Origin of the sequence: Bradyrhizobium sp. LjRoot220 (assembly GCF_964252915.1) — a bacterium.
GTDB lineage: Bacteria > Pseudomonadota > Alphaproteobacteria > Rhizobiales > Xanthobacteraceae > Bradyrhizobium.
This window is the reverse complement of record NZ_CAXUPS020000001.1, coordinates 1,426,260-1,449,516: the sequence shown is the minus strand read 5'-3', so window position 1 is coordinate 1,449,516 and position 23,257 is coordinate 1,426,260. Positions and strand designations below refer to the sequence as shown.

At 62.7% G+C, this 23,257-nt stretch carries 26 protein-coding genes; 11 read left to right on the top strand and 15 right to left on the bottom strand.

Annotation, left to right across the window (positions count from 1 at the left end):
- Nucleotides 1-58: 58 nt before the first annotated feature.
- The gene (locus ACSQ84_RS06285) at nt 59-1,072 is read left to right on the top strand and encodes a carbon-nitrogen hydrolase family protein (RefSeq protein ID WP_436210750.1); all 1,014 of its coding nucleotides are present in this window, start codon (nt 59-61) and stop codon (nt 1,070-1,072) included.
- Between the two features lie 40 nt (nt 1,073-1,112).
- A complete protein-coding gene (locus ACSQ84_RS06280; RefSeq protein WP_436210749.1) occupies nt 1,113-2,159 on the top strand; it encodes a phenylacetaldoxime dehydratase family protein in 1,047 nt (348 codons plus the stop codon).
- Between the two features lie 254 nt (nt 2,160-2,413).
- On the opposite strand, the gene ACSQ84_RS06275 is transcribed toward ACSQ84_RS06280, so the two are convergent.
- Complete coding sequence (locus ACSQ84_RS06275; RefSeq protein ID WP_436210748.1) at nt 2,414-2,812, bottom strand: PaaI family thioesterase; 399 nt, start codon at nt 2,810-2,812, stop codon at nt 2,414-2,416.
- Between the two features lie 124 nt (nt 2,813-2,936).
- On the opposite strand from ACSQ84_RS06275, the gene ACSQ84_RS06270 reads away from it, so the two are divergent.
- Complete coding sequence (locus ACSQ84_RS06270) at nt 2,937-3,734, top strand: cobalamin-binding protein (protein ID WP_436210747.1); 798 nt, start codon at nt 2,937-2,939, stop codon at nt 3,732-3,734.
- Nucleotides 3,735-3,853: 119 nt separating this feature from the next.
- Here the strand turns inward: ACSQ84_RS06270 and ACSQ84_RS06265 are convergent, their stop codons facing one another.
- Entirely contained in the window at nt 3,854-5,131 is a 1,278-nt protein-coding gene (locus ACSQ84_RS06265) for an ArgE/DapE family deacylase (protein ID WP_436210746.1), read from the bottom strand.
- Between the two features lie 56 nt (nt 5,132-5,187).
- On the bottom strand, nt 5,188-5,913 hold the full coding sequence (locus tag ACSQ84_RS06260) for a pyridoxamine 5'-phosphate oxidase family protein (RefSeq protein ID WP_436210745.1): 726 nt from the start codon (nt 5,911-5,913) through the stop codon (nt 5,188-5,190).
- Between the two features lie 75 nt (nt 5,914-5,988).
- On the opposite strand from ACSQ84_RS06260, the gene ACSQ84_RS06255 reads away from it, so the two are divergent.
- From ACSQ84_RS06255 to ACSQ84_RS06245, 3 genes are all read left to right on the top strand, one after another.
- Nucleotides 5,989-7,515, top strand: coding sequence for a PLP-dependent aminotransferase family protein (locus tag ACSQ84_RS06255; RefSeq protein ID WP_436210744.1), 1,527 nt, complete (start codon nt 5,989-5,991; stop codon nt 7,513-7,515).
- A gap of 70 nt (nt 7,516-7,585) precedes the next feature.
- Nucleotides 7,586-7,738 carry a hypothetical protein gene (locus ACSQ84_RS06250; protein WP_436210743.1) on the top strand — a complete coding sequence of 51 codons (153 nt, stop codon included), beginning with the start codon at nt 7,586-7,588 and terminating at the stop codon, nt 7,736-7,738.
- A 20-nt stretch (nt 7,739-7,758) separates the two neighbouring features.
- Nucleotides 7,759-8,007, top strand: a complete 249-nt coding sequence (locus ACSQ84_RS06245; protein ID WP_436211191.1) for a DUF6719 family protein — start codon at nt 7,759-7,761, stop codon at nt 8,005-8,007.
- Nucleotides 8,008-8,214: 207 nt separating this feature from the next.
- On the opposite strand, the gene ACSQ84_RS06240 is transcribed toward ACSQ84_RS06245, so the two are convergent.
- From ACSQ84_RS06240 to ACSQ84_RS06200, 9 genes are all read right to left on the bottom strand, one after another.
- Nucleotides 8,215-9,633, bottom strand: a complete 1,419-nt coding sequence (locus ACSQ84_RS06240; protein ID WP_436210742.1) for a DUF1254 domain-containing protein — start codon at nt 9,631-9,633, stop codon at nt 8,215-8,217.
- Between the two features lie 363 nt (nt 9,634-9,996).
- Nucleotides 9,997-10,308 carry a hypothetical protein gene (locus ACSQ84_RS06235; RefSeq protein WP_436210741.1) on the bottom strand — a complete coding sequence of 104 codons (312 nt, stop codon included), beginning with the start codon at nt 10,306-10,308 and terminating at the stop codon, nt 9,997-9,999.
- 410 nt (nt 10,309-10,718) lie between these two features.
- On the bottom strand, nt 10,719-10,964 hold the full coding sequence (locus ACSQ84_RS06230; RefSeq protein WP_436210740.1) for a hypothetical protein: 246 nt from the start codon (nt 10,962-10,964) through the stop codon (nt 10,719-10,721).
- Complete coding sequence (locus ACSQ84_RS06225; protein ID WP_436210739.1) at nt 10,965-11,147, bottom strand: hypothetical protein; 183 nt, start codon at nt 11,145-11,147, stop codon at nt 10,965-10,967.
- Nucleotides 11,148-11,248: 101 nt separating this feature from the next.
- A complete protein-coding gene (locus tag ACSQ84_RS06220; RefSeq protein WP_436210738.1) occupies nt 11,249-11,995 on the bottom strand; it encodes a hypothetical protein in 747 nt (248 codons plus the stop codon).
- A 168-nt stretch (nt 11,996-12,163) separates the two neighbouring features.
- A complete protein-coding gene (locus tag ACSQ84_RS06215; protein ID WP_436210737.1) occupies nt 12,164-13,399 on the bottom strand; it encodes a serine hydrolase domain-containing protein in 1,236 nt (411 codons plus the stop codon).
- A gap of 149 nt (nt 13,400-13,548) precedes the next feature.
- Nucleotides 13,549-13,956, bottom strand: coding sequence for a hypothetical protein (locus ACSQ84_RS06210; RefSeq protein WP_436210736.1), 408 nt, complete (start codon nt 13,954-13,956; stop codon nt 13,549-13,551).
- Between the two features lie 45 nt (nt 13,957-14,001).
- Nucleotides 14,002-14,166, bottom strand: a complete 165-nt coding sequence (locus ACSQ84_RS06205) for a hypothetical protein (protein ID WP_436210735.1) — start codon at nt 14,164-14,166, stop codon at nt 14,002-14,004.
- A gap of 323 nt (nt 14,167-14,489) precedes the next feature.
- Entirely contained in the window at nt 14,490-14,651 is a 162-nt protein-coding gene (locus ACSQ84_RS06200) for a hypothetical protein (RefSeq protein WP_436210734.1), read from the bottom strand.
- A 223-nt stretch (nt 14,652-14,874) separates the two neighbouring features.
- Here ACSQ84_RS06200 and ACSQ84_RS06195 point away from each other — a divergent pair, with 223 nt between their 5' ends.
- Complete coding sequence (locus ACSQ84_RS06195; RefSeq protein WP_436210733.1) at nt 14,875-15,102, top strand: hypothetical protein; 228 nt, start codon at nt 14,875-14,877, stop codon at nt 15,100-15,102.
- 41 nt (nt 15,103-15,143) lie between these two features.
- Here ACSQ84_RS06195 and ACSQ84_RS06190 read toward each other — a convergent pair whose 3' ends face one another.
- The gene (locus tag ACSQ84_RS06190; RefSeq protein ID WP_436211190.1) at nt 15,144-15,623 is read right to left on the bottom strand and encodes a CreA family protein; all 480 of its coding nucleotides are present in this window, start codon (nt 15,621-15,623) and stop codon (nt 15,144-15,146) included.
- 336 nt (nt 15,624-15,959) lie between these two features.
- On the opposite strand from ACSQ84_RS06190, the gene ACSQ84_RS06185 reads away from it, so the two are divergent.
- From ACSQ84_RS06185 to ACSQ84_RS06170, 4 genes are all read left to right on the top strand, one after another.
- Nucleotides 15,960-17,747, top strand: coding sequence for a L,D-transpeptidase family protein (locus tag ACSQ84_RS06185; RefSeq protein WP_436210732.1), 1,788 nt, complete (start codon nt 15,960-15,962; stop codon nt 17,745-17,747).
- Nucleotides 17,748-17,910: 163 nt separating this feature from the next.
- Nucleotides 17,911-18,504, top strand: coding sequence for a glutathione peroxidase (locus ACSQ84_RS06180; protein ID WP_436210731.1), 594 nt, complete (start codon nt 17,911-17,913; stop codon nt 18,502-18,504).
- A 198-nt stretch (nt 18,505-18,702) separates the two neighbouring features.
- Complete coding sequence (locus ACSQ84_RS06175; RefSeq protein WP_436210730.1) at nt 18,703-19,653, top strand: polysaccharide deacetylase family protein; 951 nt, start codon at nt 18,703-18,705, stop codon at nt 19,651-19,653.
- A 26-nt stretch (nt 19,654-19,679) separates the two neighbouring features.
- Nucleotides 19,680-20,234: a dihydrofolate reductase gene (locus ACSQ84_RS06170; RefSeq protein WP_436210729.1), complete on the top strand. Its 555-nt coding sequence runs from the start codon at nt 19,680-19,682 to the stop codon at nt 20,232-20,234.
- 12 nt (nt 20,235-20,246) lie between these two features.
- Here ACSQ84_RS06170 and ACSQ84_RS06165 read toward each other — a convergent pair whose 3' ends face one another.
- The gene (locus ACSQ84_RS06165) at nt 20,247-20,696 is read right to left on the bottom strand and encodes a DoxX family protein (RefSeq protein WP_436210728.1); all 450 of its coding nucleotides are present in this window, start codon (nt 20,694-20,696) and stop codon (nt 20,247-20,249) included.
- Nucleotides 20,697-20,822: 126 nt separating this feature from the next.
- Nucleotides 20,823-23,132 (bottom strand): NADP-dependent malic enzyme, encoded by a 2,310-nt coding sequence (locus ACSQ84_RS06160; RefSeq protein ID WP_436210727.1) that lies wholly within the window; start codon nt 23,130-23,132, stop codon nt 20,823-20,825.
- Nucleotides 23,133-23,257: the final 125 nt, after the last annotated feature.

Below are 23,257 nucleotides of genomic sequence, written 5' to 3'. Positions count from 1 at the left end.
CCATGCGCGGCTGTAGGCTTTCGACCCAGAGTCTGTCTCTCGCAAAAGGATGACGCCCATGGGTCTCGTGCACCAGAAGTACAAAGTAGCGGTGGTTCAGGCGGCGCCGGTCTGGCTCGATCTCGATGCGACCGTGGACAAGACCATCGCGCTGATCGAGCAAGCCGCCGCGCAAGGCGCCAAGCTGATCGCGTTTCCCGAAACCTTCATCCCCGGATATCCATGGCAGATCTGGCTGGGCGCGCCCGCCTGGGCGATCGGCCGCGGCTTTGTACAGCGCTATTTCGACAACTCGCTGGCCTATGACAGCCCGCAGGCCGAAAAGATCAGCAGCGCCGTGAAGCGCGCCAAGCTCACCGCGGTCCTCGGCCTCTCCGAACGCAGCGGCGGCAGCCTCTACATTGCGCAATGGCTGATCGGGCCCGACGGCGAGACCATCGCCAGGCGCCGCAAGCTGCGGCCGACCCATGCCGAACGCACCGTGTTCGGCGAAGGCGACGGCAGCGACCTCGCCGTGCATGATCGCGCCGATGTCGGGCGGCTCGGCGCCATGTGCTGCTGGGAACATCTCCAGCCGCTGTCGAAATACGCGATGTACGCCCAGAACGAGCAGGTGCATGTCGGCGCCTGGCCGAGTTTTTCGCTCTACGACCCGTTCGCGCATGCACTTGGCCATGAGGTCAACAACGCCGCCAGCAAGGTCTATGCGGTCGAAGGCTCCTGCTTCTTCCTCGGCCCCTGCGCCGTGGTCTCGCAAGCCATGATCGACGAGCTCTGCGACTCGCCGGAGAAACACGCGTTCCTGCACGCCGGCGGCGGTCATGCTGTCATCTACGGGCCGGACGGCAGCTCGCTGGCCGAGAAGCTGCCACCCGACCAGGAAGGCATTCTCTATGCCGATATCGATCTCGGCATGATCGGCGTGGCCAAGAACGCCGCCGATCCCGCCGGGCACTATTCGAGGCCCGATGTCACGCGGCTGCTGCTCAACACCTCCCGCGCCAACCGCGTCGAGCATTTTAGCTTACCGGTCGATGCCGAGGTCATGAGCGAGATCAGGCTTCAGGCCTGAGAACTCCACAGGGTCTGCCAGCTTACGAGGAGCCAAGCCTATGGAATCCGCGATCCCGGAGCATCTGAAAAGTGCGCGCACGCGCCACCGTCGCGTCCCCGATGATTATGCACCGCCCTACCCATCGTTCGTGGCGCGCCACAAGCCCGCTGTGGCGCGGGTGGTGATGGCCTATTTCGGCGTTCAGACCCGTGGCGAACCGTCAGAGGCCGCGCAGCGGGCGCTCGCGTGGATCACCGCCGCTTTCAGTCAGGATGGCGGCCCGACGCATTGGGACCGCGCGCGCTATGTCGACGAAGCCGGTTACACCAATGTCGTGACAGTGGCCTACTGGGACGATCACGCCAAGTTCGACGGCTGGTTCTCGTCGGCGCGCGAAGGCTGGACCGGCGAGCAGCGAAAGGCCGAAGGATTCGGGACGTTCATCGAGGTGCTGCATCCTTCCGTGGAAGGCTATGAGACCCTGTTCTCTTCGCTCGGGCGTCCCGAAGGCGTCGCGGTTCTCGCCGACGGCATGAGCGGCGAGGTTCAGGAGCACGCCTATTGGGGCGGCATGCGCGATCGCATTCCAAAATCCCAAACAAGCGAGATGGCACCGTCGGGAAACATCACCGCTGTCCGCGATGGCGCCCGCGTCAGGGTTATCCCATCAGACAATGTCTGCCTGATCCGCTCGGGCCAGGATTGGGGCGATAGCGAAGCCGCCGAACGCAAGATGTACCTCGATGACGTCGAGCCGGTGCTGCACGAAGGCATGGACTTCCTGCGCGACAATGGCCGTTCGATCGGCTGCTACGCCAACCGCTACATGACCGTGGTTGCCTCCGACGGCATGCGAACCGAGAAATCCTACGGCATGAGCTGGTGGAAGAGCCTCGCCGCCCTGGAGCGCTGGGCGGAATCGCATCCGACCCATGTCCGGATTTTCGGCGCCGCGATGAAATATCTATCGACGCTGGGGCCGGCAGCGAAGCTGCGACTCTATCACGAGGTCACGGTGGCGCGGGCCGACGAAGCCTTCTTTGAGTATCTGGATTGTCACCCGCGCACCGGAATGCTGAACGCCGTGCCGGCGGACGCTGCATAGAGCGGGATGGCTTTGGGTTGAATCAGCGCGCTCGTTATCCGTGCGCAACGGCCTCGCCGTCATCCTGAGGTGCGAGCCTTGCGGTGCACTTGCACCGCTGGGCGAGCCTCGAAGGATGGGCCACGGGCGCTTCGCATCCTTCGAGGCGCGCAAGCCAGCGGCGCAATTGCGCCGCCGAGCGCACCTACGGGTGAACGCTATTGCGTTCATCCCGGGGATGACGCGATCGGTACGAACAGGCACCGCCCGCGCGCCTACAGCACCATCTGAGTCTGGGTGACGATCGCGACCAGCTTGCCGTCCTCGGTTTCCAGCCGGGTCTGCCAGACCTGGGTGCGTCGCCCGCGATGAATCGGGGTCGCGGTCGCAATCACCGTGCTGCCTTCCTTGGCGCCGCCGATGAAATTGGTCTTGCTCTCGATCGTGGTGGTGCCCTTGGCATCCTCGGGCAGGTTGATCACAGTCGCGGCCGCGCCGACCGAATCCGCCAATGCCATCACCGCGCCACCGTGAATCGTGCTGCGCAGCGTGCAGAGTTCCGGCCGCACCAGCATCCTGGCGACCACGCGGTCCTTGTCGGCCTCGACAAAAGTGACGCCCTTCAATTCCGCAAACGGCATCTTCATCGATTGGATTTTTTCAAGCAGCGTCATAGATCCTCCGGTACTTCCCTCAAGCGATTCCGCGAGGAAGCATGGCGGAGCCAGGTAAATCAGGCAATGACCTCAGAGGTAATGGCGCCGTGACAAGGCGCCGGTAATTCGGCATATGTCCCCGATGCGCCAGTTCCCGCCCCGCCGGATCGTCTGCCTGACCGAAGAGACCGTCGAGACGCTGTATCTGCTCGGTGAGCAGGACCGCATCGTCGGCGTCTCCGGCTATGCGGTGCGGCCGCCGCAAGTGCGCCGCGAGAAACCGCGGGTATCGGCCTTCATCTCTGCGGACATTCCAAAGATTTTGGCGCTGCAGCCGGATCTCGTGCTCGCCTTCTCTGACCTGCAGGCCGATATCGTCGCCGACATCGTGCGTGCCGGCGTCGCGATTCATGTTTTCAACCAGCGCGACATCGCGGGCATTTTGGCGATGATCCGCACGCTCGGCGCGCTGGTCGGCGCCGCCGATAGTGCCGAGCAGCTTGCCACCAGCTTTGAGCAACGCCTCGCCAGCATCGCATCGACGCCCCGGCCCTCGCCGAAGCCCAAGGTTTATTTCGAGGAGTGGGACGATCCGATCATCAGCGGCATCGGCTGGGTCTCCGAACTGATCGAGATCGCCGGCGGCGAGGACGTATTGCCGAAACTGCGCTTTCAGCAGGCCGCCAAGGACCGGATCATTTCGGCGGATACGGTGCGCGACACCGCACCGGACGTGATCCTGGCCTCATGGTGCGGCAAGAAGGTCGTGCCCGAGCGGATCAGGCAGCGCCCGGGCTGGAGCGATATCCCGGCGGTGCGCGACAACCGCATCGTCGAGATCAAATCGCCGTTGATCCTGCAGCCGGGACCGGCCGCGCTGACGGATGGACTGGATGCGATCGTGAAGGCGTTGTGGCCGGAGGCGAACTCGTCATCCTGAGGTGCGAGCCCTTGCGAGCCTCGAAGGATGAGCAGCATCGGTGGTCGTAGCCATCCTTCGAGGCCGTCGCAAGCGCGACGGCACCTCAGGATGACGGCGGAGTTTGCTGTGAACGGCGGCTAAACCTTCTCCACCCCGCACCATTCGGCGATGAACAACGCCGTGGCCTTGGTCGATTTCCGCAGCGACTCCAGGTCGACATATTCATTGAAACCGTGGATCGCAGCACCACTGGCGCCGAAGCACAGGCTCGGGATGTTGTAGTTCAGGCCGTAGAACCGCGTGTCCGTCAGCGCGGTGAAGACGAGGTCCTCGACCTTGCCGCCATAGACCGCGCCAAACGCCTTGCCGAACGCAGCTTCAGGTGCGGCCGAATCCTTCAGCTCATAGCCTTCCGACAGGAAGCCCGACCATTGCACCTCGGGCGGATTGTTGGAAAGGAAGCGGTGGTCGCGCGAGGCCGCGGAGACACAGGCCAGAATCTCCTTCTGGCAATCGGCGATCGACCAGCCCGGCAGCACGGCGATGCGGCAATCGACGTCGCACCACGCCGGCACGCTGGAGGCCCAGTCGCCGCCCTTGATGATGCCGGGGTTGAAGTTGATCGGGTGCGTCAGCGTCTTGAAATGCGGATCGGCCTTGGCGCGCTCATTCCATTCGGCCTCGAGCTTGCCGATCGCCTGAACCAGATGATAGGCGGCCATGATCGCATTCGAGCCGGAGCCTGCGTGCGCCACATGCACGGGAATGCCGCGCACTCGTAAGCGAAACCAGATCACGCCGACCTGCGAGCGCACCATCTTGCCGTTGGTCGGCTCGGGAATGAAGCAGGCGTCCGCCCGGTAACCGCGCTGCAGGGTCGACAGCGCGCCGACGCCGGTACTCTCTTCCTCGATCACGGACTGGAAGTGAATCCGCGCGGTCGGCCGCAGCCCCGCCGCCTTGATCGCATCCAGCGCATAGAGCGCGCCGATGGTGCCCGACTTCATGTCGCAGGCGCCGCGGCCATACATCCTGCCGTCCTTGATCACGGGCGAGAACGGCGGCGTCTCCCACATGTCGAGCGGCCCGGCCGGCACGACGTCGCAGTGTCCCTGCAGGATCAGCGATTTGCCGCCATTGCTCGGCGGACGGTAGGTGCCGACCACGGTGCGCGCCTTGGAGAAATCATGCTCGATCGGCCCAAAGCCGCGCAGATCCTTCAAATCCCCGACGTCGATATGCCAGTCGTCGACTTCGTAGCCCCGCGCACGCAGGAGATCGCCGATCATGTCCTGGCACGGCCCCTCGGCGCCGCGGGTCGAGGGGATCGCGACAAAATCGCTTGTGGTCGCAAGCTGCGCATCAAAGCCGGCATCGACGGCATCGAGGATTCTTTGTTGCGTATCGGTGGTCATGCGGCGGCTCCAATCGGCATTCTGGCGGGTGATGAGAACCGGCAACCTAGCCGATCTCAGCCACCGGGGTAATGCAGTCGATGGGTCTCCCGCAAGGCGTCATCGAGCAGACGGCCTTCCGAATAGGCACGCAACGATTGCGGCCGTTTGACACCGTCCAAAAGCCGCGGACAAGGTTCCGGAGCACCGATCACGGTACGCACCGGAATGCGCTCGGCATAGACCGGCAACGCATAGTCCTCGTCGTCGTCGGCGACGCCCTTGGTGCGGATCTTGGCCGACGCCTGTTCGATCTCCATCGCAATGACGGCGCTCGCCTTGATTTCCTGTTTGGTGCTCTGCCGCAAGGAGGCGGTGCGATCGGGAAAGAACCGGTCGACCATCGCGACCAGCGCGCGCGCCTTCTCATCCGGGTCGGTGACGAGATAAGCGGTGCCGAAGGCCATCACGGCGCGGTAGTCCGCCGAATGGTTGAAGCCGCACCTTGCCAGCACCAGGCTGTCGAGATGGGCGACCGTCAGACACACCTTCTGCCCGTTCGACTGGTTTTCGAGCATGCGGCTGGCGCTGCTGCCGTGCCAGTACAGTTTTGAGCCTTCCCGCCAGAAGAACGTCGGCGTGCAATAGGGCTGGCCGTCGATCACATAGGAGACATGGCACAGCATCGAAGCGTCGAGCAGGCCGTGGACCGTCGCGTGATCGTAGCGGCCGCGCTCGTGCAGGCGCTTCACCCGGTTGCGCGGCGACACGGGATACGAATGGTCGATTTCGCTGACGGTCACGGCGGTTCCTGTCCAGATCGATGAATGATGAGGACAGTTGTAGCGGCGAATTTGGTCTGCGATAGTGCCAATTCCATGCGAAAAATTCCGACCAATTCCCAGGCGACGTTGCGCAAGGCCGAACTGCCGCTCGACCTTGCCGGGCCGCATGTGACCGCGCGGGCCTCCTCGCCGCACCGGCTCTACCAGGCGCTTTGCCACGCCATCGTCAGCGGAATCGCAAAACCCGGCGAGCCGCTGCCGCCATCGCGAACGCTGGCAAGCCAGACCGGGTTTCGCCGCAACGCCGTCACGACGGCCTATGAGCGGCTGATATCAGACGGCTTTGCGGTCGCCGTCGTCGGCTCGGGCACGTTTGTCGCTGCGCGGATCCCTGCGCAAGCGAGCGGCGGCAGCAAAACCCAAATCGTCGTCGAGGCGCCGCCGCAGGGCACGCTGTCGCTCGGCTGCACGCATATCGATAGCCGCGCGCTGCAGCGCTTCCGGTCCTTTGTCGGGCGGCGGATGCGCGCCTTCGGGACCGATCACCTCCACTATGGCGATCCCCGAGGCAGCCGCGAGCTTCGCACCGCGATCGCCGATCATCTGTTATCGGCACGCGGGCTGCGCTGCGATCCGGACCAGATCATGCTGGCCTCGGGAACCCAACACGCCTTGCGGATCGTGCTGAGTGCCATTCTCAAGCCGGCCGATCAGGTCTGGTGCGAGGACCCCGGTTATCCCGCCGCGCGGCGCGCCATCGAGCACTGCGGCTACCGTCCGGTGCCGGTGCCGGTCGACGCATCAGGCATCATCGTCGCCAAAGGCCGCACGCTCGCGCCATCGGCGCATGCGGCCTATGTGACGCCGTCGCACCAGTTTCCGCTGGGGGTGCAGATGTCGATGAGCCGCCGGCTCGAACTGCTCGATTGGGCCAAGGACGCCGATGCCTTCGTGCTGGAAGACGATTACGACAGCGAATTCCGGTATGACGGTGCGCCATTGCTGTCGCTTGCCGGCATCGATCATTTGCGCCGCGTCATCTACATCGGAACGTTCGCCAAGACGTTGTTTCCGGGATTGCGCATCGGCTACTGCGCGCTGCCCGAGACGCTGATCGGACCGGTGACGACAGCGCGCGCGGCGCTCGACCGCTTTCCCGGCACGTTGCTGGAAGGCGCGGTCGCCGACATGCTGAACTCCGGCGCGTTCGCCGCCAATCTGCGGCGGGTGCGCGGGCTCTACCGCGAGGCCCGCGACGTGCTGGCATCGACGCTGACAAATGCATCGGAAGGCCGCCTGTCCGTCCCGGTGCCGTCGCAGGGTCTGCATCTGGTGGCGCGGTTTGATCCGTCAGTCGATTTGCTGGCGGCGGCGCAGGCAAAGACAGAAAGCGGCGTCGAAGGCTGGCTGCTGGCGGACACCTATAGCCGCGCGCGGCCATTGCCGGGATTTGTGCTGGGGTTTTCCGGCCACCCGATTCCGCAGCTGAAGGCGTCCGCCGAAAAACTGGCAAAGGCGTCGCTGGCGGCATTGCGAGCCAATCGCAAAACCGACGTTCGCGGAACTGGGATCGGCAAATCGCGGAAACCTGCGTCGCTGCGATCACGATCGGCTGGCTGACATCCTGTCCTATGAGAATCGCCGCTGCATGCGCTAAATGCGCGAACAGTCATCGCGACGGAGACACCGGATGCCCGGCAACCGCAACGTCCTGTATCTCATTATCGGCGTGCTGGCCGTTGCCGTCGGCGTGCTCGGCTACAACCTCTATCAAGCCAAAAAACAGCCCGAGGGCGTGCAGATCAATGTCGGCCCCGACGGGCTGAAAATCCAGAGCAAGTGAAGGAGGCCAGTTTGGCAATCATGAAAACCGTGACGGCCCCCACCCTTGCCAGCCTGATCTTGTGTCTGCTCGCCTCGCCCGCCGCCGCCCTTCAGGTCGCAAACGAACGGGACATCGTGGAACTGCGGCTGGGTCAGCGCATCCTGGTCGACGATGGGTCATGCCCGGCGGGACAGATCAAGGAGGTCCTGGGCTCGCAGATGACAACATCAGGCGTGCTTCGTACCAGCAAATGCATTCCGCGCCTGGGCACGAAGCAGAGGCGGTAAGGCGTGTACTCCTATAAACCGCGATAGTCGCTAAAGGCTGTTGGAAGTAGCGCGAACCTCGATGGCCGAAGCTGGGCATGCCTGTTGATGACAGCTTTCGGACCAAGCCCACCGGCCTGATGATTTCCGTTCACAGGCGGAGCGGACTTCGTCAACGCGAGACTGGCTTCCGAAATTGACCCAGAACCGACTTTGCAAGCAGCATTCCTACGATGTTTTCGTCATCGGCGGATGCTTCCATGTGCCATCGAGCGCCGCTTCCTTTGGCCAATAGAGACGCATGAAAGCGATGAAGGGACCTTTAGGCGCTGGCAGCCAGTTTGGCTCCTTGTCCTTACCCGGCGACTCGTTCTGGATATAGAGCGTCAGGCCGCCATCAGCGTTCTTCACCAACTGCGGCAGCATCGGTGAATTGATCAAGTAGCGGTTAATCGGGTTGGCGACGAGCAGGCTCTGGGGCAACTCATACATGGTCAATGACCAGAAGGCGTTGACGGGTGGAAGCCGCCCGGGCGCGAAATGCAGGGTGTACTTGCTGGCGCCATCGAGCTTCTGTCCGGCGGCATCGATGGCATAGACAGGATACATCGCCTCCTGCTTCGAATTGCCTCCGATGCCCATAGCTGCAGCCGCCATCCGGTAGAGGTAATTGTTCTTCAGATACGCGCGCGTTCCGAAGAGGTCGCCGGAAGTGACTTGACCCGTGTCAATCTTCTGTTTCTCCAATTCCGCAAGTGCAGCCCAAGCGTCCGCCATACCTTGCTCTATGGCGGTCTTCATTTCAGGCGATAGCTTGTTGATATCCAGCGTCTTCCCGGCTCCAATGTCGAGTTTGGCGAAACGTGCCATCAGTTCGGTCTCGGACGGATCGGTCGGGCAGAACTGAAGAATGAAACTCATGATGTTGAAGAATTCGGGCGACCTCCTCTCGTCGGTCGGCGTCAACGGCTTGATGAAATTGACCGCCGGAGCGGCAGGGGGGGCGGCCTTGCCAAGAAACGCCGACAGCGGCTCCACCTTGTAGCCAGCTTGAACTTTCTTGACATTGTCGATGTCCGCCGGATTGAAAAGCTGCGTGCGATAGGCAGCCCAGATGAAGTCTGTCTCGGAGCGGATCACTTCCTTCACCCCGGCTGGCTTTTCGCCTTTCCAGTTCGGGCCCGCGACCAGGAAGCTGCCGCCATCGTTCCCGGTTGTGCGGCTGCCGACATAAGCAAAGTTGAAGGTGTATGCGTCGATGAACTGGATGCTGAAGTACCGGTCCTTCTCGATCACCGGTACGGTGAGCACAAGCGGCTCGGCACGCAGGTCCGCGCCGAGCCAAGAGTAAGGCGTATCCGAGTTTGGTGTCTGGATTGCCGTGTCGGCGGGCGTGTAGACTCGCGGGGTGTTGACGAGGTGGTTCCAAGGCGCTTTGTATTCGGGGTTCTTCGAGTCTACGAAATAGGCATGCTGAATTCGGTAACTGTCCACCATTGGGAAGCCATAGATATAAGCCTCCTTGGCGATGGCGCGTGCGTCGGCCGGGCTGACGCCAGTTTGAGCGAGCGCCGGGATGGACTTCGCCGTCGTGGCGGTGATTGCAGCTAACGCGGCGGAACGAAGAAGTTCGCGTTTCGTCAACATGTAGGCATCCTTTCGTCAAAAATTGCGCAACCGGCAGCACCTCAGAACTCCGGCCGCAAAATACACGTTAGCTGTATGGGAAATATGCACAATCGGTAGTTCCAGAGCGGCGTTTGGTCGCCCTTGAGAAGAATGAACCAAAAGTCCATCGCCTCGACTAAGTCATTCGACGCGAGCGCCTGACTCATGATCGTTGCTGAAACCAATCGCACTGGTAGATGCTGCTGGTAGCGGTAATTGAGCAAGCAATTCTGAGCGTCCGAGGCTCAATCGCCTCTTCCCACAGCCCGGACCCAAGGCGGGCACAGAGCGCCGTCGGCGGACAACCCGACGCCGTGGCTGCGCAGGCTGCAAGACTTCAGATCAATTCACCGCTTGAAGCGCGGCGGTGAAGGCGGTGAGATAGGCAAGCGCCGTCGCATCCGGCACCTGCCTGGAAAGTTCGGCGAGCAGCGCGACCATCGCACCATCGGGACCAAACTCCTTCTCGCGAATGGCCAGCAACTGCTGGGCCAGCGGAAGCGCTGCCGCGTACTTTCCGACCCGATAGAGTTCCTTGGATTCCTGGTTGAGACGGCTTGCCTCATCCTGCCCGGCGCAGGATGGCGCGATGGCCGACAAGCTCAGGGCCAGCGCGGTGACCGCAGCACAGATCGATACTTTCATGGCCTTCATCACAAATGCCTCCGTCGCGGTTCATCCGCGACATACGCGCCCTTTATGTCTTCAGTGGCCACAGAGGTTCATACCGACGACGGCAACAGGAGTATGGGCCTGCTTTCAGGCTATTGCGTTTGCACGCCCTGGAGCGTGATGACGTTAGATCGGGGCGTCGCGCTCGCACTGTCCGCCGTCATCCTGAGGTGCGCGCTCTTGCGCGCCTCGAAGGATGAGTACGGCCCGTGACCCATCCTTCGAGGCTCGCTGCGCTCGCACCTCCCGAGCGAACGCAAGTGCGTTCGTCCGGGGATGACGGCGAGGCCGTTGCGCGGGGATAACAAGCGCGCTGAATCAACCTAAAGGCATCCCGCCCTGGCCGTCCAGTGAAGCTTGAATCGGGAAGTTGTATCCAGCAAGCGGCTTGTTTACGTGGCAGCGGCTCGGTTGAAAGACTTGAGAACGAAGAAGGCGCCCGCGCCGTAGACGACTGCATTCACAACCCACGCCACAGCGACGCCCCAGGCAGACTCCCCTACTATTCCCCAGAAAACGATCGCTGCGGTCAGGCCTGGAAGTTTTAAGCCTGACCAGCCGCTTGCGCTTGGTATAGCCAGAAGTACCAACGAGATAACCGCGCCGATCGCCATTGCGATGATAAGTTTTTTCTTCATTCAGACGCCTAGCAATCCGGAAACAATTGCAACGAAGCAAATTGATGCAAGCCCGAGAACCATGCCTATGGCGACCTTCACCGTAGGCCCCTCGATTTTCTTATCGAGCCAAGTGCCCACCTTCATGAACACGGAATGTGCCCCCGCCCACAGGAGGTCTTTTATGAATTCGGACAGCAACATGTCACTTCGCCAACCCTGCCGGGGTTCAACTGCCGCCGTCCTAAGGTCAGCGCATCTCGCAAGCGCAGCCCTGCTATCCGCTCCGGCAAAAGCTGCGAGCCTCAGATCGATTCACGAAGGGCGACCGTGAAGGCGACGACATCGATACGCGCCGCCTCGTCCGGCACCCGCTTTTGAAGATCGGTGAGCAGCGCGAGCACTCGCGCCCGATCCTGCGGCAGGAAATAGCCCGCCCAGACCTCGCTTGTGTCGCGGATGGCGGCCGCCACCAGACGGTCGTTGGCGGGCTTGCCGCTGCTCTCGATCATCGAGCAGATGGCAGCCAGGATAAACTCGGCCGCGCTGCTGCGCGCGCCCGCAAACCCCTTCTCGCGCACGCGCGTGCGCTGCTCCGGCGCCAGCTCCGCCATGAACAGTTTGCTCGAAACCGCCTGGCGCGCCTGGCCGCGGATCATGAAATTCATCGCCTTCGCGTACTGGTCCGCGTACTCGGTCATGTTGCGCTGGAGCGCTTTCAAATCGGGCTCCGGCCCCGGCTTCGAGCCGTAGCGGGTGAACAATTTATTGACCGCGTTAGCGGCATCGTTCCAGTCGAGCTCCCAGGAAAGGTCGCTCGCCCGCGCGGGCGGCAACGCATTCAAGGCGTCAAGATCGAAGACGCGGTCGAGCAGCAGGGCGATCTCCGGCCGGGTCAGGTCTGGCCTCCCGCCCTTTTTCGCCACCGCCTCGACATAAACCCGGAAGGACTCCGCGGCCTCGCGCGCGGCGGCCGCATGGCGCGCGCCGTCCTGCGCGAGCGCCGGCGAAGCGAGCGCGAGGAGGATCAGGAGGATTCTGACGATCGGCATGGGCAACCTCAATCGGTCACGCGATCGGCGCGGCACGCGCCGCCGTTCGCGACGACGGTTCGTCGCGGGCCGCGCTGCAACGGTTCACCGCCGACGGCCGGTTTCCGCGGGCACAAGCGAACGGCCATTGTGCTTTCCATGCATGACGCGGATGCTGAAGCGCGAACCTTACCAGCTGCCGTATGTGTCGACGATCCCGCGCCAAACCGCGCCGCGCTCGAAGGCAAACGATTCCTTTCCGACATTGGCGTTCTTGGCTGCGGCCGTGACCACCATGACGAGCTTCAGCTCGGGATCGACGAAGATCGACTGGCCGTAAACGCCGAGCAAGGCAAACCTTCGCTTCTCGCCGGGGAAAAGCCAGAACTGATAGCCGTATCCGAAATAATTCGTGGCCTTCCTCGGCGCGAATGCCGGCGGTTGACGGCGCCAGTCGGTGGCGTCCAGCAGATAGTCTTTCGGCACGATCTGCTTGCCGCCGACCGCGCCATCATTGGCCAGCAGCATTCCCAGACGCCCGTAGTCGCGCAGCGTCGCATTGAAATTTCCTAATGCGGCTTCGGTGCCGTCCGTCGTCGTGGTCCAGGTCGCGTCGGCTTCCGCACCCATCGGCTGCCACAGCCGCGTGGTCAGATATTGGCTGAGCGTGGTGCCGGTGACCTCGCGGAGCAGCACAGCCAGCAGAACGGTCTCGCTGGAGGCATAGTGAAACCGGGTGCCCTGCTCGGCTTCGCGGGTCTCGAATTCGCGCAACGCTGATATCGATCCGTCGCGCCTGCGGGCAATCACGAACCGCGTCACGTCGTCCTTGCCGTCGTAGATTTCACTGAACCGCACGCCGGACGACATCCGCAGAGCATTGCGTATGGTGGTCTCGCCATAGGAACTGCCGGCAAGCCTGGGCACGTACTTCGAAACCAGATCATCCAGGGAGGCGATCCGGCCTTCCGCGAGCGCCATCCCGACCGCCAGGCTAACGATGGATTTGGCCATCGAATGCGAGATGAACCGATCCGCCGGCTTGCGATCGTACTGGTAGCGCTCGAACAGGACCGCGCCGTCCTTGATGACCAGCAGCCCCGTGACGCGCTGGTGGCTGAGAAAATCGTCGAGCGTCCAGCTCTGGTTTTCGAAGCGGTAGCCGAGCTTCGTTTCGCCGCCGGCCGCGGCAAACGGCAACGGAGATTCGGCTTTGCCTAGCCTGTTGTATGGAAATATCTCGTCAACACGACTGAACGATCCAACCCGCACGCCCTCGTCGAAGAACCAGTTGGCGCGGGTGCCGACCGGATAGCCCTTGTCCTTGCCGAGCAGCTCCTCGTCCGGGGCGGCAAAGGCCGGGACTGCCAGAACGACAAGAAAGCATGCAAGGAAACAGGCGAGAAAATTTCGTGCCTGATGCATCCGCTGACTCCCGCGCATGGGGTGAACGCAATCGCGTCGATCCCGGAGATCATCGAACAAGATTGCCACACACGGCGTGTCGAGCCCATGACGGCATCGGGACCGGCGTTAGCTGGTGGTCGTGTTGGATGCGTGAACCTGGGTGCGAATTAGTTCGATGACGGCTCGAACATGCATTGCAGCGTCGGCTTGGCGATCTTGGTGAAGGTCGGGCCGATTTCGGACTGCTTCGATGGCGGCACCCAATCGGTCTCGATCGTGGGCACACCGGTCTCGCTGATGCCGCGCAGCAAGGCTTCGCGCAGGTCGTTATCCTCGACGGTTGCGGCGGCATAATCGTGCAGACAACTGCAAACGGTTTCGGGATGCGCCCAGCGTCCCACCATGTGGGGCGCGCACTGCCGCACGAACTCACCGCGGGGATCGGGCAGTTTGAACATCGAGCCGATCGGCCCCTGCTGCAATCGCAGCTGCGCCGTTAGCTGGGTTTGGGCCTGGGCCGGAGCGCCCAGCAGGCAGGAAACCAAAATCGCGGCGGAACCAAAGCGTACAAACATGCGGAGCCTTTACCGGCAAATTGTCTGGCGAACCGTTCGCTGCGATTAGTTGACAGAAGCGACCACGACCGGCTGGGGAGCCGAGGTCGTCACCGGTGCGCCGTTGTAGGAGAAGGTGCCGATACCGGGCAAGCCTTGATCCGACGAGCCAGCGATCGAGGGACCGGCCAGGATGAAGGCGAAGGCGAGCATGAAGCTGATGGTCCGCATTTGACTGTCTCCGGTTTTGGTGCCGGCGTCCCCGCCGTTTCGTTGGCAGAGTGATAACCAGCGGCTGTTTCCGGATATCTGCGCCAAAAGCGGAAAATGGTTTCATCGCCGGGGAGAATTGTGTCGTCGCCCGGCCGGGATGAAACATTGCCGGATAAAAGCCCAATGATTTCAATCATGTGACTTTATCGACGACATCCCCAACGAGGGCGTTCGGCGATCTGCAAAAGCCCAACGGGATCAAGCACATCCTTACTGTGCATGGGGTTGTTTTCGCGATTTTGTGCATGCACGCAACCGCCCGCCCTGAAGCGCTACCGGCCTTACTCGCTCTCGACCGCGGCCAGGTCGGGCTCAGGCGTCACCACCGGTGACCCGCAATAGGTAAAGGTCCCTACCCCGGGCATGTCGCGATCAGCGCTGCCGGCCAGCGAAGGGCCGGTCAGGACGACAACCAGGGCAATTATGCAGCTGAGAACTCGCACCGGACGTCTCCATTCATCACGTGGAGGTGAGACGCCCGTTGCTGTCAGCGGGTTCGAATGTGCCGTCGCAAGTTCTTAATCATTGTCTGCTGAATAGGCCGCAGCGCAGCAAACTCAGGCGTGAACCGAAGCGGCGGTCCGCGCAACACAAGCAAACACCCGTGCAACTTTTCCTGTTGGTTCGGCGTTATCGTCTTTCACAATCCAACAAAGGATAGCCGTCGTGGGCAATGGCAACATCGGTGTTGGCAATACGAACCCGCCCCGCAGATCCGGCCAGCAACAGATGGCTGGTGCGATGTCGCAGCAACGCGCTCCGGTCATGGGCGACAATCAATGCTCGCCGCAAAAATTCGTGCGGCTGGTGGGCTGCCACGAGCCCAAGGCCAGAGACCCCAGAATCAAGGACGGCTCAGAGGTCCGCCCATATCCCACCCCGCTGAAGCGGTAGGCCCCGGGCCACGGCTGCTTGGCCCGGCCAACCGCATCGGGCTATTGGACGAACTCGCCACATTTCTGCACCGCGGCGTCGGCGGCGCCCCAGGGCATGACCGGCACCGAGGACGTCGAATTCTTGGGTGATCCCTCGATCAGCCTGTCCGAATACACCATGTAGACCAGCACGTTCCGCTTGGGATCGCAGCCGCGAACGATCTGCATTTTCTTGAAGAACATCGAGCGGCGCTGGCGAAACATGTCGTCGCCCTGGGACATCTTGCCCTTGAATCGGATCGGACCGATCTGGCGGCAGGCCAGCGAAATATCCGAAACCTCCTCGGCAAGCCCGAGCCAGCCCTTGAAACCGCCCCTCTCCGGCACCGTGAAGTGGCAGGCCACGCCATCGACCTCGGGGTCATCGACGCCATAAGTCGCAAGCTTGTCATTTGGGCTCAACCATTTGAACACGGTGGAGCGACGGAAGATCAGATCCGGCTCGTCAGCGGCATAGGCCGGGCCGGCCTGCCACGCCATTATGGCCACCACCGCCAACGACACACTCAAGACCAAATTGCTCCATGACTTTTTACACTTACGGATGGCCTTGAATGTCATTTCTATCTCCGCTGAAGGGCTCACCGGCTATGTAATGCTCAAATGCCGCACAGGAAGGCTGAGGGCGGCGGCGGGGAGCCCGCGTTTAACGGAATGTGAGGCTTTTTTGCTACGCTTAGAGCGAAAAGCGCGGGTTTAGAGGGCTTACGCTGGTGAACGTTTTTCGTGTCTGCGACAACAAATGATTATCGGCACATTGGATTCGAAAATCTGGACTCGGGGATTTTGCACGTGAGCGGACATCGGTTTTTTGGTTTGAATGGTACGAGCGTAAGCAGTGCAAGCCAGCGATTTTGGCAGGTAGCGATTCTGGTTGCAGCAGGCACCATCGGCGCCTCGTCCCACGCCGACGCTGCCCTGTATTACTGGCAGGATTCCGATCCCAGCTACTATCGGCCGGCACCGCCCGCCCAGCCGCGCAAACAGCGCGCCCGCAAGCCCTCGAAGGCGATGGTCGCCGCTGAAAAGGTAATCAGCGCCAAGCCGCAGGGACCCCTGATCATTGCGATCTCGATCAACCAGCAGAAGGTCAGGGTCTACGACGCCAACGGATTGTTTGCGGAAAGTCCGGTGTCGACCGGTACGAAGAGCCATCCGACCCCGATGGGCGTGTTCAGCATCATCCAGAAGCACAAGATGCATCACTCCAACATCTACAGCGGCGCGCCGATGCCCTTTATGCAGCGCATCACCTGGTCCGGTGTCGCGATGCATGCCGGCGTCCTGCCCGGCTATCCGGCGTCGCACGGCTGCATCCGTTTGCCGATGGCCTTCGCGGCAAAGATGTGGAATTGGACCAAGATGGGCGCGCGCGTCATCGTCACGCCCGGCGAGATGACGCCCTCGAGTTTCTCGCATCCGCTGTTGATGGCGCAAAAGGTCGTGCCGCAACCCGTCGTCGCCGACGAGCCGATGTCGGACGCGCCGGCGGTGAAATCCGACAAGGGCGCGGACGCTGGATCCGCGGTCAAGCCCGCGCGCTCGGTGGCGAGCCTGGATCTGCGATCGACCGTCGGTCACGGCAGCCCCGATCGGACGCCGTTGCGCGAACGAACCCACACGGCGGATGCCAGCGGAGCCATGCCGGCGGCCAATGCCGCGGCCACGATGTCCGATGCATCGCCCTCCGCAGGCAGGATGTCCCGCGAAGCCGCGTCCTCCGACAGCAAGCCGGCCGAAGTGGCATCGTCTGACGCCAAACCGTCGGAAGCTGCAACGGCCGAGGTCAAATCGATCGAGACCGGCGACGGCACGAAGGCCGACGACAAGACTGTCGAGGCAAGGGTTGAAGCACCGGCTGACGAAGCCAAACCTGAACTAGCCAAGTCCGAAGCGGCCCGGCTTGAGACCAAATCGGCTGACGTGAAATCGGACGCGGTGAAGTCGGATGAGGTGAACACCGGGACGCTCAAGGCGAATGCGCCCAAGGTCGAGACCCCGACAGCTGAAGCGCCGAAGGCCGCCGAGAAACCGGCGGAGCCCGTCAAGGCGATCGCCGATGCGCCTGCCGTGGCGCCCGACGTGAAAAAGGATTCGTCGCGCCTGCCAGGCGTCGAGAAGCCCGCTGCGAAACCAGAACAAAAGCGCACCGGGCAGATCGCGGTGTTCGTCAGCCGCAAGGATAGCAAACTTTATGTGCGGCAGAATTTCGCGCCGTTGTTCGACGTGCCGGTGACGATCGCACCGAGCGAGCGGATGCTCGGCACCCACGTGTTCACGGCGGAAGCCGACAAGAACGATCCCAATCTCCTGCGCTGGTCGGTGGTGTCGCTGCCGGTGACCGCCCGCAACGCGGCCCTCAAGGAAGAAGACGAACGCGCCTCGCGCCGGCGCAAGGTTGCCGGCGGAGCCCCCGCCGAGGCCAGGCCGGCACCGGCGCCGAACAGCCCGGCCGAAGCGCTGGACCGCATCACCGTGCCGCCGGAAGCGATGGCGCGCATCGCCGAGGCGCTGACCACGGGCGGTTCAATCGTGGTGTCCGATCACGGCATCAACACGGGCGAAACCGGCGAAGGCACCGATTTCATCGTTCCGCTGCGCTAGAGCATGATCCGGAAAAGTGGATACCGGTTTTCCCGCGACAAACGCGCAGCGTTTGCGCCGAGATCATGCTCCAGTAAAGAGCGCGACATAACGGCTTGTTGAGCGGCGCCGGTCCGCCGGCTCGGCTATAGTTTGCGCCGATGAATCTCGCGCGAGGCCGGCCATGATCGACCGCAGAACCCTGATGACGGCAACGCTGGCCGCCATTGCGAACATGGGCTCGGCGCGAATCGCCAACGCGCAGGGCGGCATGAGCCGGATCACCGCTTACGCGTTTTCGTTTGGCGGATTGGCCGGCGGCGATATCAGACTTTCCGAATATGCCGGCCGTCCTCTCCTGATCGTCAACACCGCCTCGCTCTGTGGCTTCACGCCGCAATACAAGGGGCTGCAGGAATTGTGGACGCAGTTCAGCGAGCGCGGCCTGATGATCGTCGGCGTTCCCTCGAACGATTTCGGCGGGCAGGAACCGGGCGGCGCGACCGAAATCGCGGCAACCGCGCAGCATCACTATGGCGTCACCTTCCCGATATCAGCCAAAGCCGTCGTGAAAGGGCCGAACGCGCATCCATTCTACAAATGGGCGGCGGAGGCGCGGCCGAAGGATGTTCCGCGCTGGAACTTCCATAAATACCTGATCGGCCGCGACGGCTACATCGCCGAAGTCTTCCCGGAATCCGTCGATCCCTCGGATACGCGGGTGAAGACCGCGATTGCACGGGCGCTCGCACAAGGCGTTTCCGAACGAAGCGGCTAGCGCGTCGCTGGCGGGGAATGCGTCGAAACAGCGGAAATAATCCTCTGAATTAACCGGTTCGGCGACAAATCCGCTGCCCTGAGTGACAGCCGTTGCCTTGGCTAAGTCGCTGCAGCTAGGCTATTGTGCGTTGGGGCGGGAAGCGGCCGGACGACGGCAAAGCCGGGTCCGGAAGCGCGATCATTTAAGGAAAACAAGATGCGTATTGCGGCAGGGTTGATCTTTGCAGGCGCGGTTTCGTTGTTGACCTCGAGCGCGGCATGGTCGCAAACACCACCGGCCAAGGGCGCGGCTACGCCCCAAGCCGCGCCAGCGCCCGCAGCGCCTGCGCCGAAGGCCGCGGCCGCCCCGACCCGCCCCCCATGTACCAACCCGAACGCACTCGGCGTCGGCCGCACCGTTGAGATCGACACGACTGGTGGTCCCGGCTTCGGCTTCGAGCATTTCAAGGATCTGGACTTCCTGCGCGACAAGGAAGTCGTACTGACGTTCGATGACGGTCCGTGGCCGGTGAATACACCGTCAGTGCTGAAGACCCTCGCGGAAGAATGCACCACCGGCATCTTCTTCCCGATCGGCAAGCACGCCACCTACTATCCGGAAATTCTCAAGCAGGTCTACGCGGCCGGCCACGCGGTCGGTTCGCACACCTGGTCGCACGCCGCCCTGGTCAACAAGAAGCTGACCGAGCAGCAGCGCAAGGACGAGATCGAAAAAGGTTTTAGCGCGGTCAAGTGGGCGCTCGGCGGCACTTCGCCGGCGCCGTTCTTCCGCTTCCCGGCGCTGCAGCATCCGCCGGAAATCGTCACCTATCTCGGCACCCGCAACATTGCGATCTTCTCCTGCGACCTCGACTCCTTCGACTTCAAGGCGAGCAAGGCCCAGACCATCATCGATAATGTGATGCGCAAGGTCGATAAGCTCGGCAAGGGCATCATCCTGATGCACGACTTCCAGAAGCACACCGCGGAGGCCCTGCCCGAGCTCCTGAAGAAGCTGAAGGCCGGCGGCTACAAGGTCGTTGCGATGCGCGCCAAGGCGCCGGTGCAGACCCTCCCGCAATCTGACGAAGATCTGCTGAAGGAAGCCAAGCTGCCGACGGTAAGCTCCCGCCCGGTTTCCAGCGTCGTACAGACGATCTCGGAATAATCGGCTTCGACACCGCGACCAAGTCCATGCCGGCGCTGCGCATCGAAGGCTATGTTATCGTCTCGGCGGACGGCATGCTGGCGAACGCCAGCAATGTCATGCCTGACAGTTTGAAGTTCGAGGGAGACAAGCAGTTCTTCACCTCCGCCCTCGACCGCGCCGACCTGATCGTGCACGGCCGCAATTCCTACGAAGACCAGCCGAACTCGCCGCGGCGCAAGCGCGTCATCCTCACCCGTAAAGTTCGCGCGATCACTCCGGATCCCTCCAATCCCAACGCCACGCTGTGGAATCCGGCGGGCGCCACCTTTGAGGCTGTCTGCGAGCAGACCGGGATACGCGCCGGCGGGGTCGCCGTGATCGGCGGCCCCTATGTGTTCGGCATGTTCATGAACCGCTACGACGTGTTCTGGCTGTCACAGGCCCCGCACGTGCGGCTGCCGGACGGCGAGCCCTGCTTCCCCGGCGTACCCGCCCGCTCGCCGCAGCAGGTCCTGGCATCGCACGGATTGCGCGCCGGCCCGTCGCAGATGCTCGACCCGGCGGACGACGTCGCCGTGACGCCGTGGCGGCGGAGCTGAGCAAATCTCCCGCTAGACGTCGTAGGCCGGTTCCGACGATCGCGGTCCGCGGCCGTAGCCCGCAATCATGAACAGGGCGCCGATGATCGACAGATTCTTCAACGCCTCGATCAGCGTCTTGTCGTTCTCGGGCGACGCTTGATTCCAGAAATCGTGGAAATAGAAGGTGGTTGTCAGAACGAAGAAAATCAAAAGGATCGCAAAGAACCGCGCGCCGAAATTGACCGCGATCATCAGCCCGGCGATGATCTCGAACCCGCCGACCGACATCGCCAGCAATTGCGGCGTCGACATGCCCGTCATGGTTTCAAGCTGCGAAGTATAGGGCGCGATCAGCGTGGGAATGGTCACCTTGGAGGCGATGAAATCCGCCGTCTGCTGGATGCCGAAGAGCTTGGTCGCTCCCGTGTAGATGAAGAGCACGGCGAACAAAACTCGCCCGAAGGTAAAGAACGCTGGCATGGGTCGGCCTCACTGGGTGGCAATGCAACGGCACAAGCGGTCGCGCAAGGCGATTATGAGCGTTTAGCCTGTGCTTTTCAAACGATCAAATTGAAACCATCCGCGCTGGAAGCCCGCTGATATCAATTAGCCGAACAGGGTCGGTTGCACGCGGCCGGCGCGCTCCTGGGCCTCGACGGCGGCAACCGCTGTCATGTTGAGAATGCCGCGCGCGGTCACCCCCGGGGTAAGGATATGCGCGGGGCGCGCCGGGCCGATCAGGATCGGGCCTACCGGCAGCGCATCCGCCAGCGCCTTGATCATCTGGTAGGCGACGTTGGCGGTGTCGAGGTTCGGCATGATCAGAATGTTGGCGTCGCCTTCCAGATTCGAATGCGGCAGCACGAGCTTGCGCGCGGCCGCCGATAGCGCGGTATCGCCCTGCATTTCGCCGTCGGCCTCGATCTCCGGATGCTTTTCCTTCAGCAGCGCGGTGGCGAGGCGCATCTTGCGCGAGGAGTCGGTGTCATAGCTGCCAAAGTCGGAATGTGACACAAACGCGACGCGGGGCTTCATGTTGAAGCGCTGGACGTGGATCGCCGCCAGCGACGCCACTTCCGCGAGCTCCCCGGCGCTCGGATTGGGGCGCACTTGCGTATCCGCAATAAAGTATGAGCCCTTGCTGGTGATCATCATCGACAGTGCCGCGAAATCACTGACGCCCGGCAGGAAGCCGACGATTTCCCGAACATGGCGCAGGTGGCTCATATAGCGGCCCTCGACGCCGCAGATCATGGCATCGGCCTCGCCGCGAACCACCGCGAGGGCGGCGATCACGGTGGCGTTGGTGCGAACCACGGTGCGCGCGGCCTCGGGCGTGACACCGCGCCTTCCGGCGACGTCGATATAGGTCTGGACGTAAGAGCGATAGCGCGGATCGTCCTCGGGATTGACGAGGTCGAAATCCTGCCCGGCCTTGATCGAAAGTCCGAACCGAGCGATCCGGGCTTCGACCACCGAGGGGCGCCCGACCAGGATCGGCCGCGCCAGTTTCTCTTCCAGCACGACCTGGGTGGCACGAAGCACGCGCTCGTCCTCGCCCTCGGCATAGATCACGCGCACCGGCTGGGATTTCGCCTTGGCAAACACCGGCTTCATGACGAGGCCGGAGCGGAACGCAAAGCGCTCCAGCAACGCGGTATATTCGTCGAAATTCTTGATCGGCCGGGTCGCCACGCCGGAATCCATCGCGGCCTTAGCGACCGCCGGCGCGATGCGCAGGATCAGGCGCGGATCGAACGGGCTCGGGATCAGCGAGCCGGTGCCAAAGCCCTGCGCTTCGCCACTGTCAAAACCCTGCGCCACCGCGTCCGACGGCGGATCGCGCGCGAGCTGCGCGATGGCATCCACCGCGGCATGCTTCATCTCCTCGTTGATCCCGGTGGCGCCGACGTCGAGCGCGCCGCGGAATATGAAGGGAAAGCACAGGACGTTGTTGACCTGGTTCGGGAAGTCGCTTCGCCCGGTGCAGATCATCGCGTCGGGACGCGCTTTGCGCGCCTCGTCCGGCATGATCTCCGGGTTCGGATTGGCCAGCGCCATCACCAGCGGCTGATCCGCCATCGCCTTGACCATTTCCGGCTTCAACACGTTGGGCGCGGATAGCCCGAGGAAAATATCGGCGCCGCCGATCACGTCGGCGAGCACGCGCGCGCTGGTCTTCTGCGCATAGACCGCCTTCCAGCGGTCCATCAGCGTGTTGCGGCCCTCGTGCACGACGCCGTCGATGTCGCAGACCCAGATGTTCTTGTGTTGCGCGCCGAGCGACACCAGCAGATTAAGGCAGGCGATCGCGGCAGCCCCCGCGCCGGAGCAGACGATCTTGACGTCGGCGAGCTTCTTGCCGTTGAGCAGCAGCGCGTTGGTGATCGCGGCGGCGACGATGATGGCGGTGCCATGCTGGTCGTCGTGAAATACCGGGATCTTCATCCGCGCCTTGAGCTGCGCCTCGATCTCGAAACACTCCGGACCCTTGATGTCCTCCAGATTGATGCCGCCGAAGGTCGGCTCCAGCGCCGCCACCGTCTCGACCACGCGCTCGATGGTGTCGGCCGCGATCTCGATGTCGAAAACGTCGATCCCGGCGAATTTCTTGAACAGGACCGCCTTGCCCTCCATGACCGGCTTCGACGCCAGCGGGCCGATATTGCCGAGGCCGAGCACGGCCGTCCCGTTGGAGACCACGGCGACCAGGTTGGCACGGGCGGTGAGCGAGGCGGCTTCGGCGGGATTATTGGCGATTTCGGTACAGGCGGCGGCGACCCCCGGCGAATAGGCCAGCGCCAGATCGCGCTGGTTGGCGAGCGGCTTGGTGGCCTGAATTTCGAGTTTACCGGGTCGCGGCAGCCGATGGTACGCCAGTGCCGCGGAATGCAGATCCTCAGAATAAGACGACATGTACTCTCCCGCGTTCCCGGTCCCGAGCTTTTGTTTATGGCGACGTCCGGACATGGTCAGTTTGCCGGCAGATTGAGCCGGATGTGAAGCACGCGCAACCGCTTGGACGCAACAGCTGATGGCGT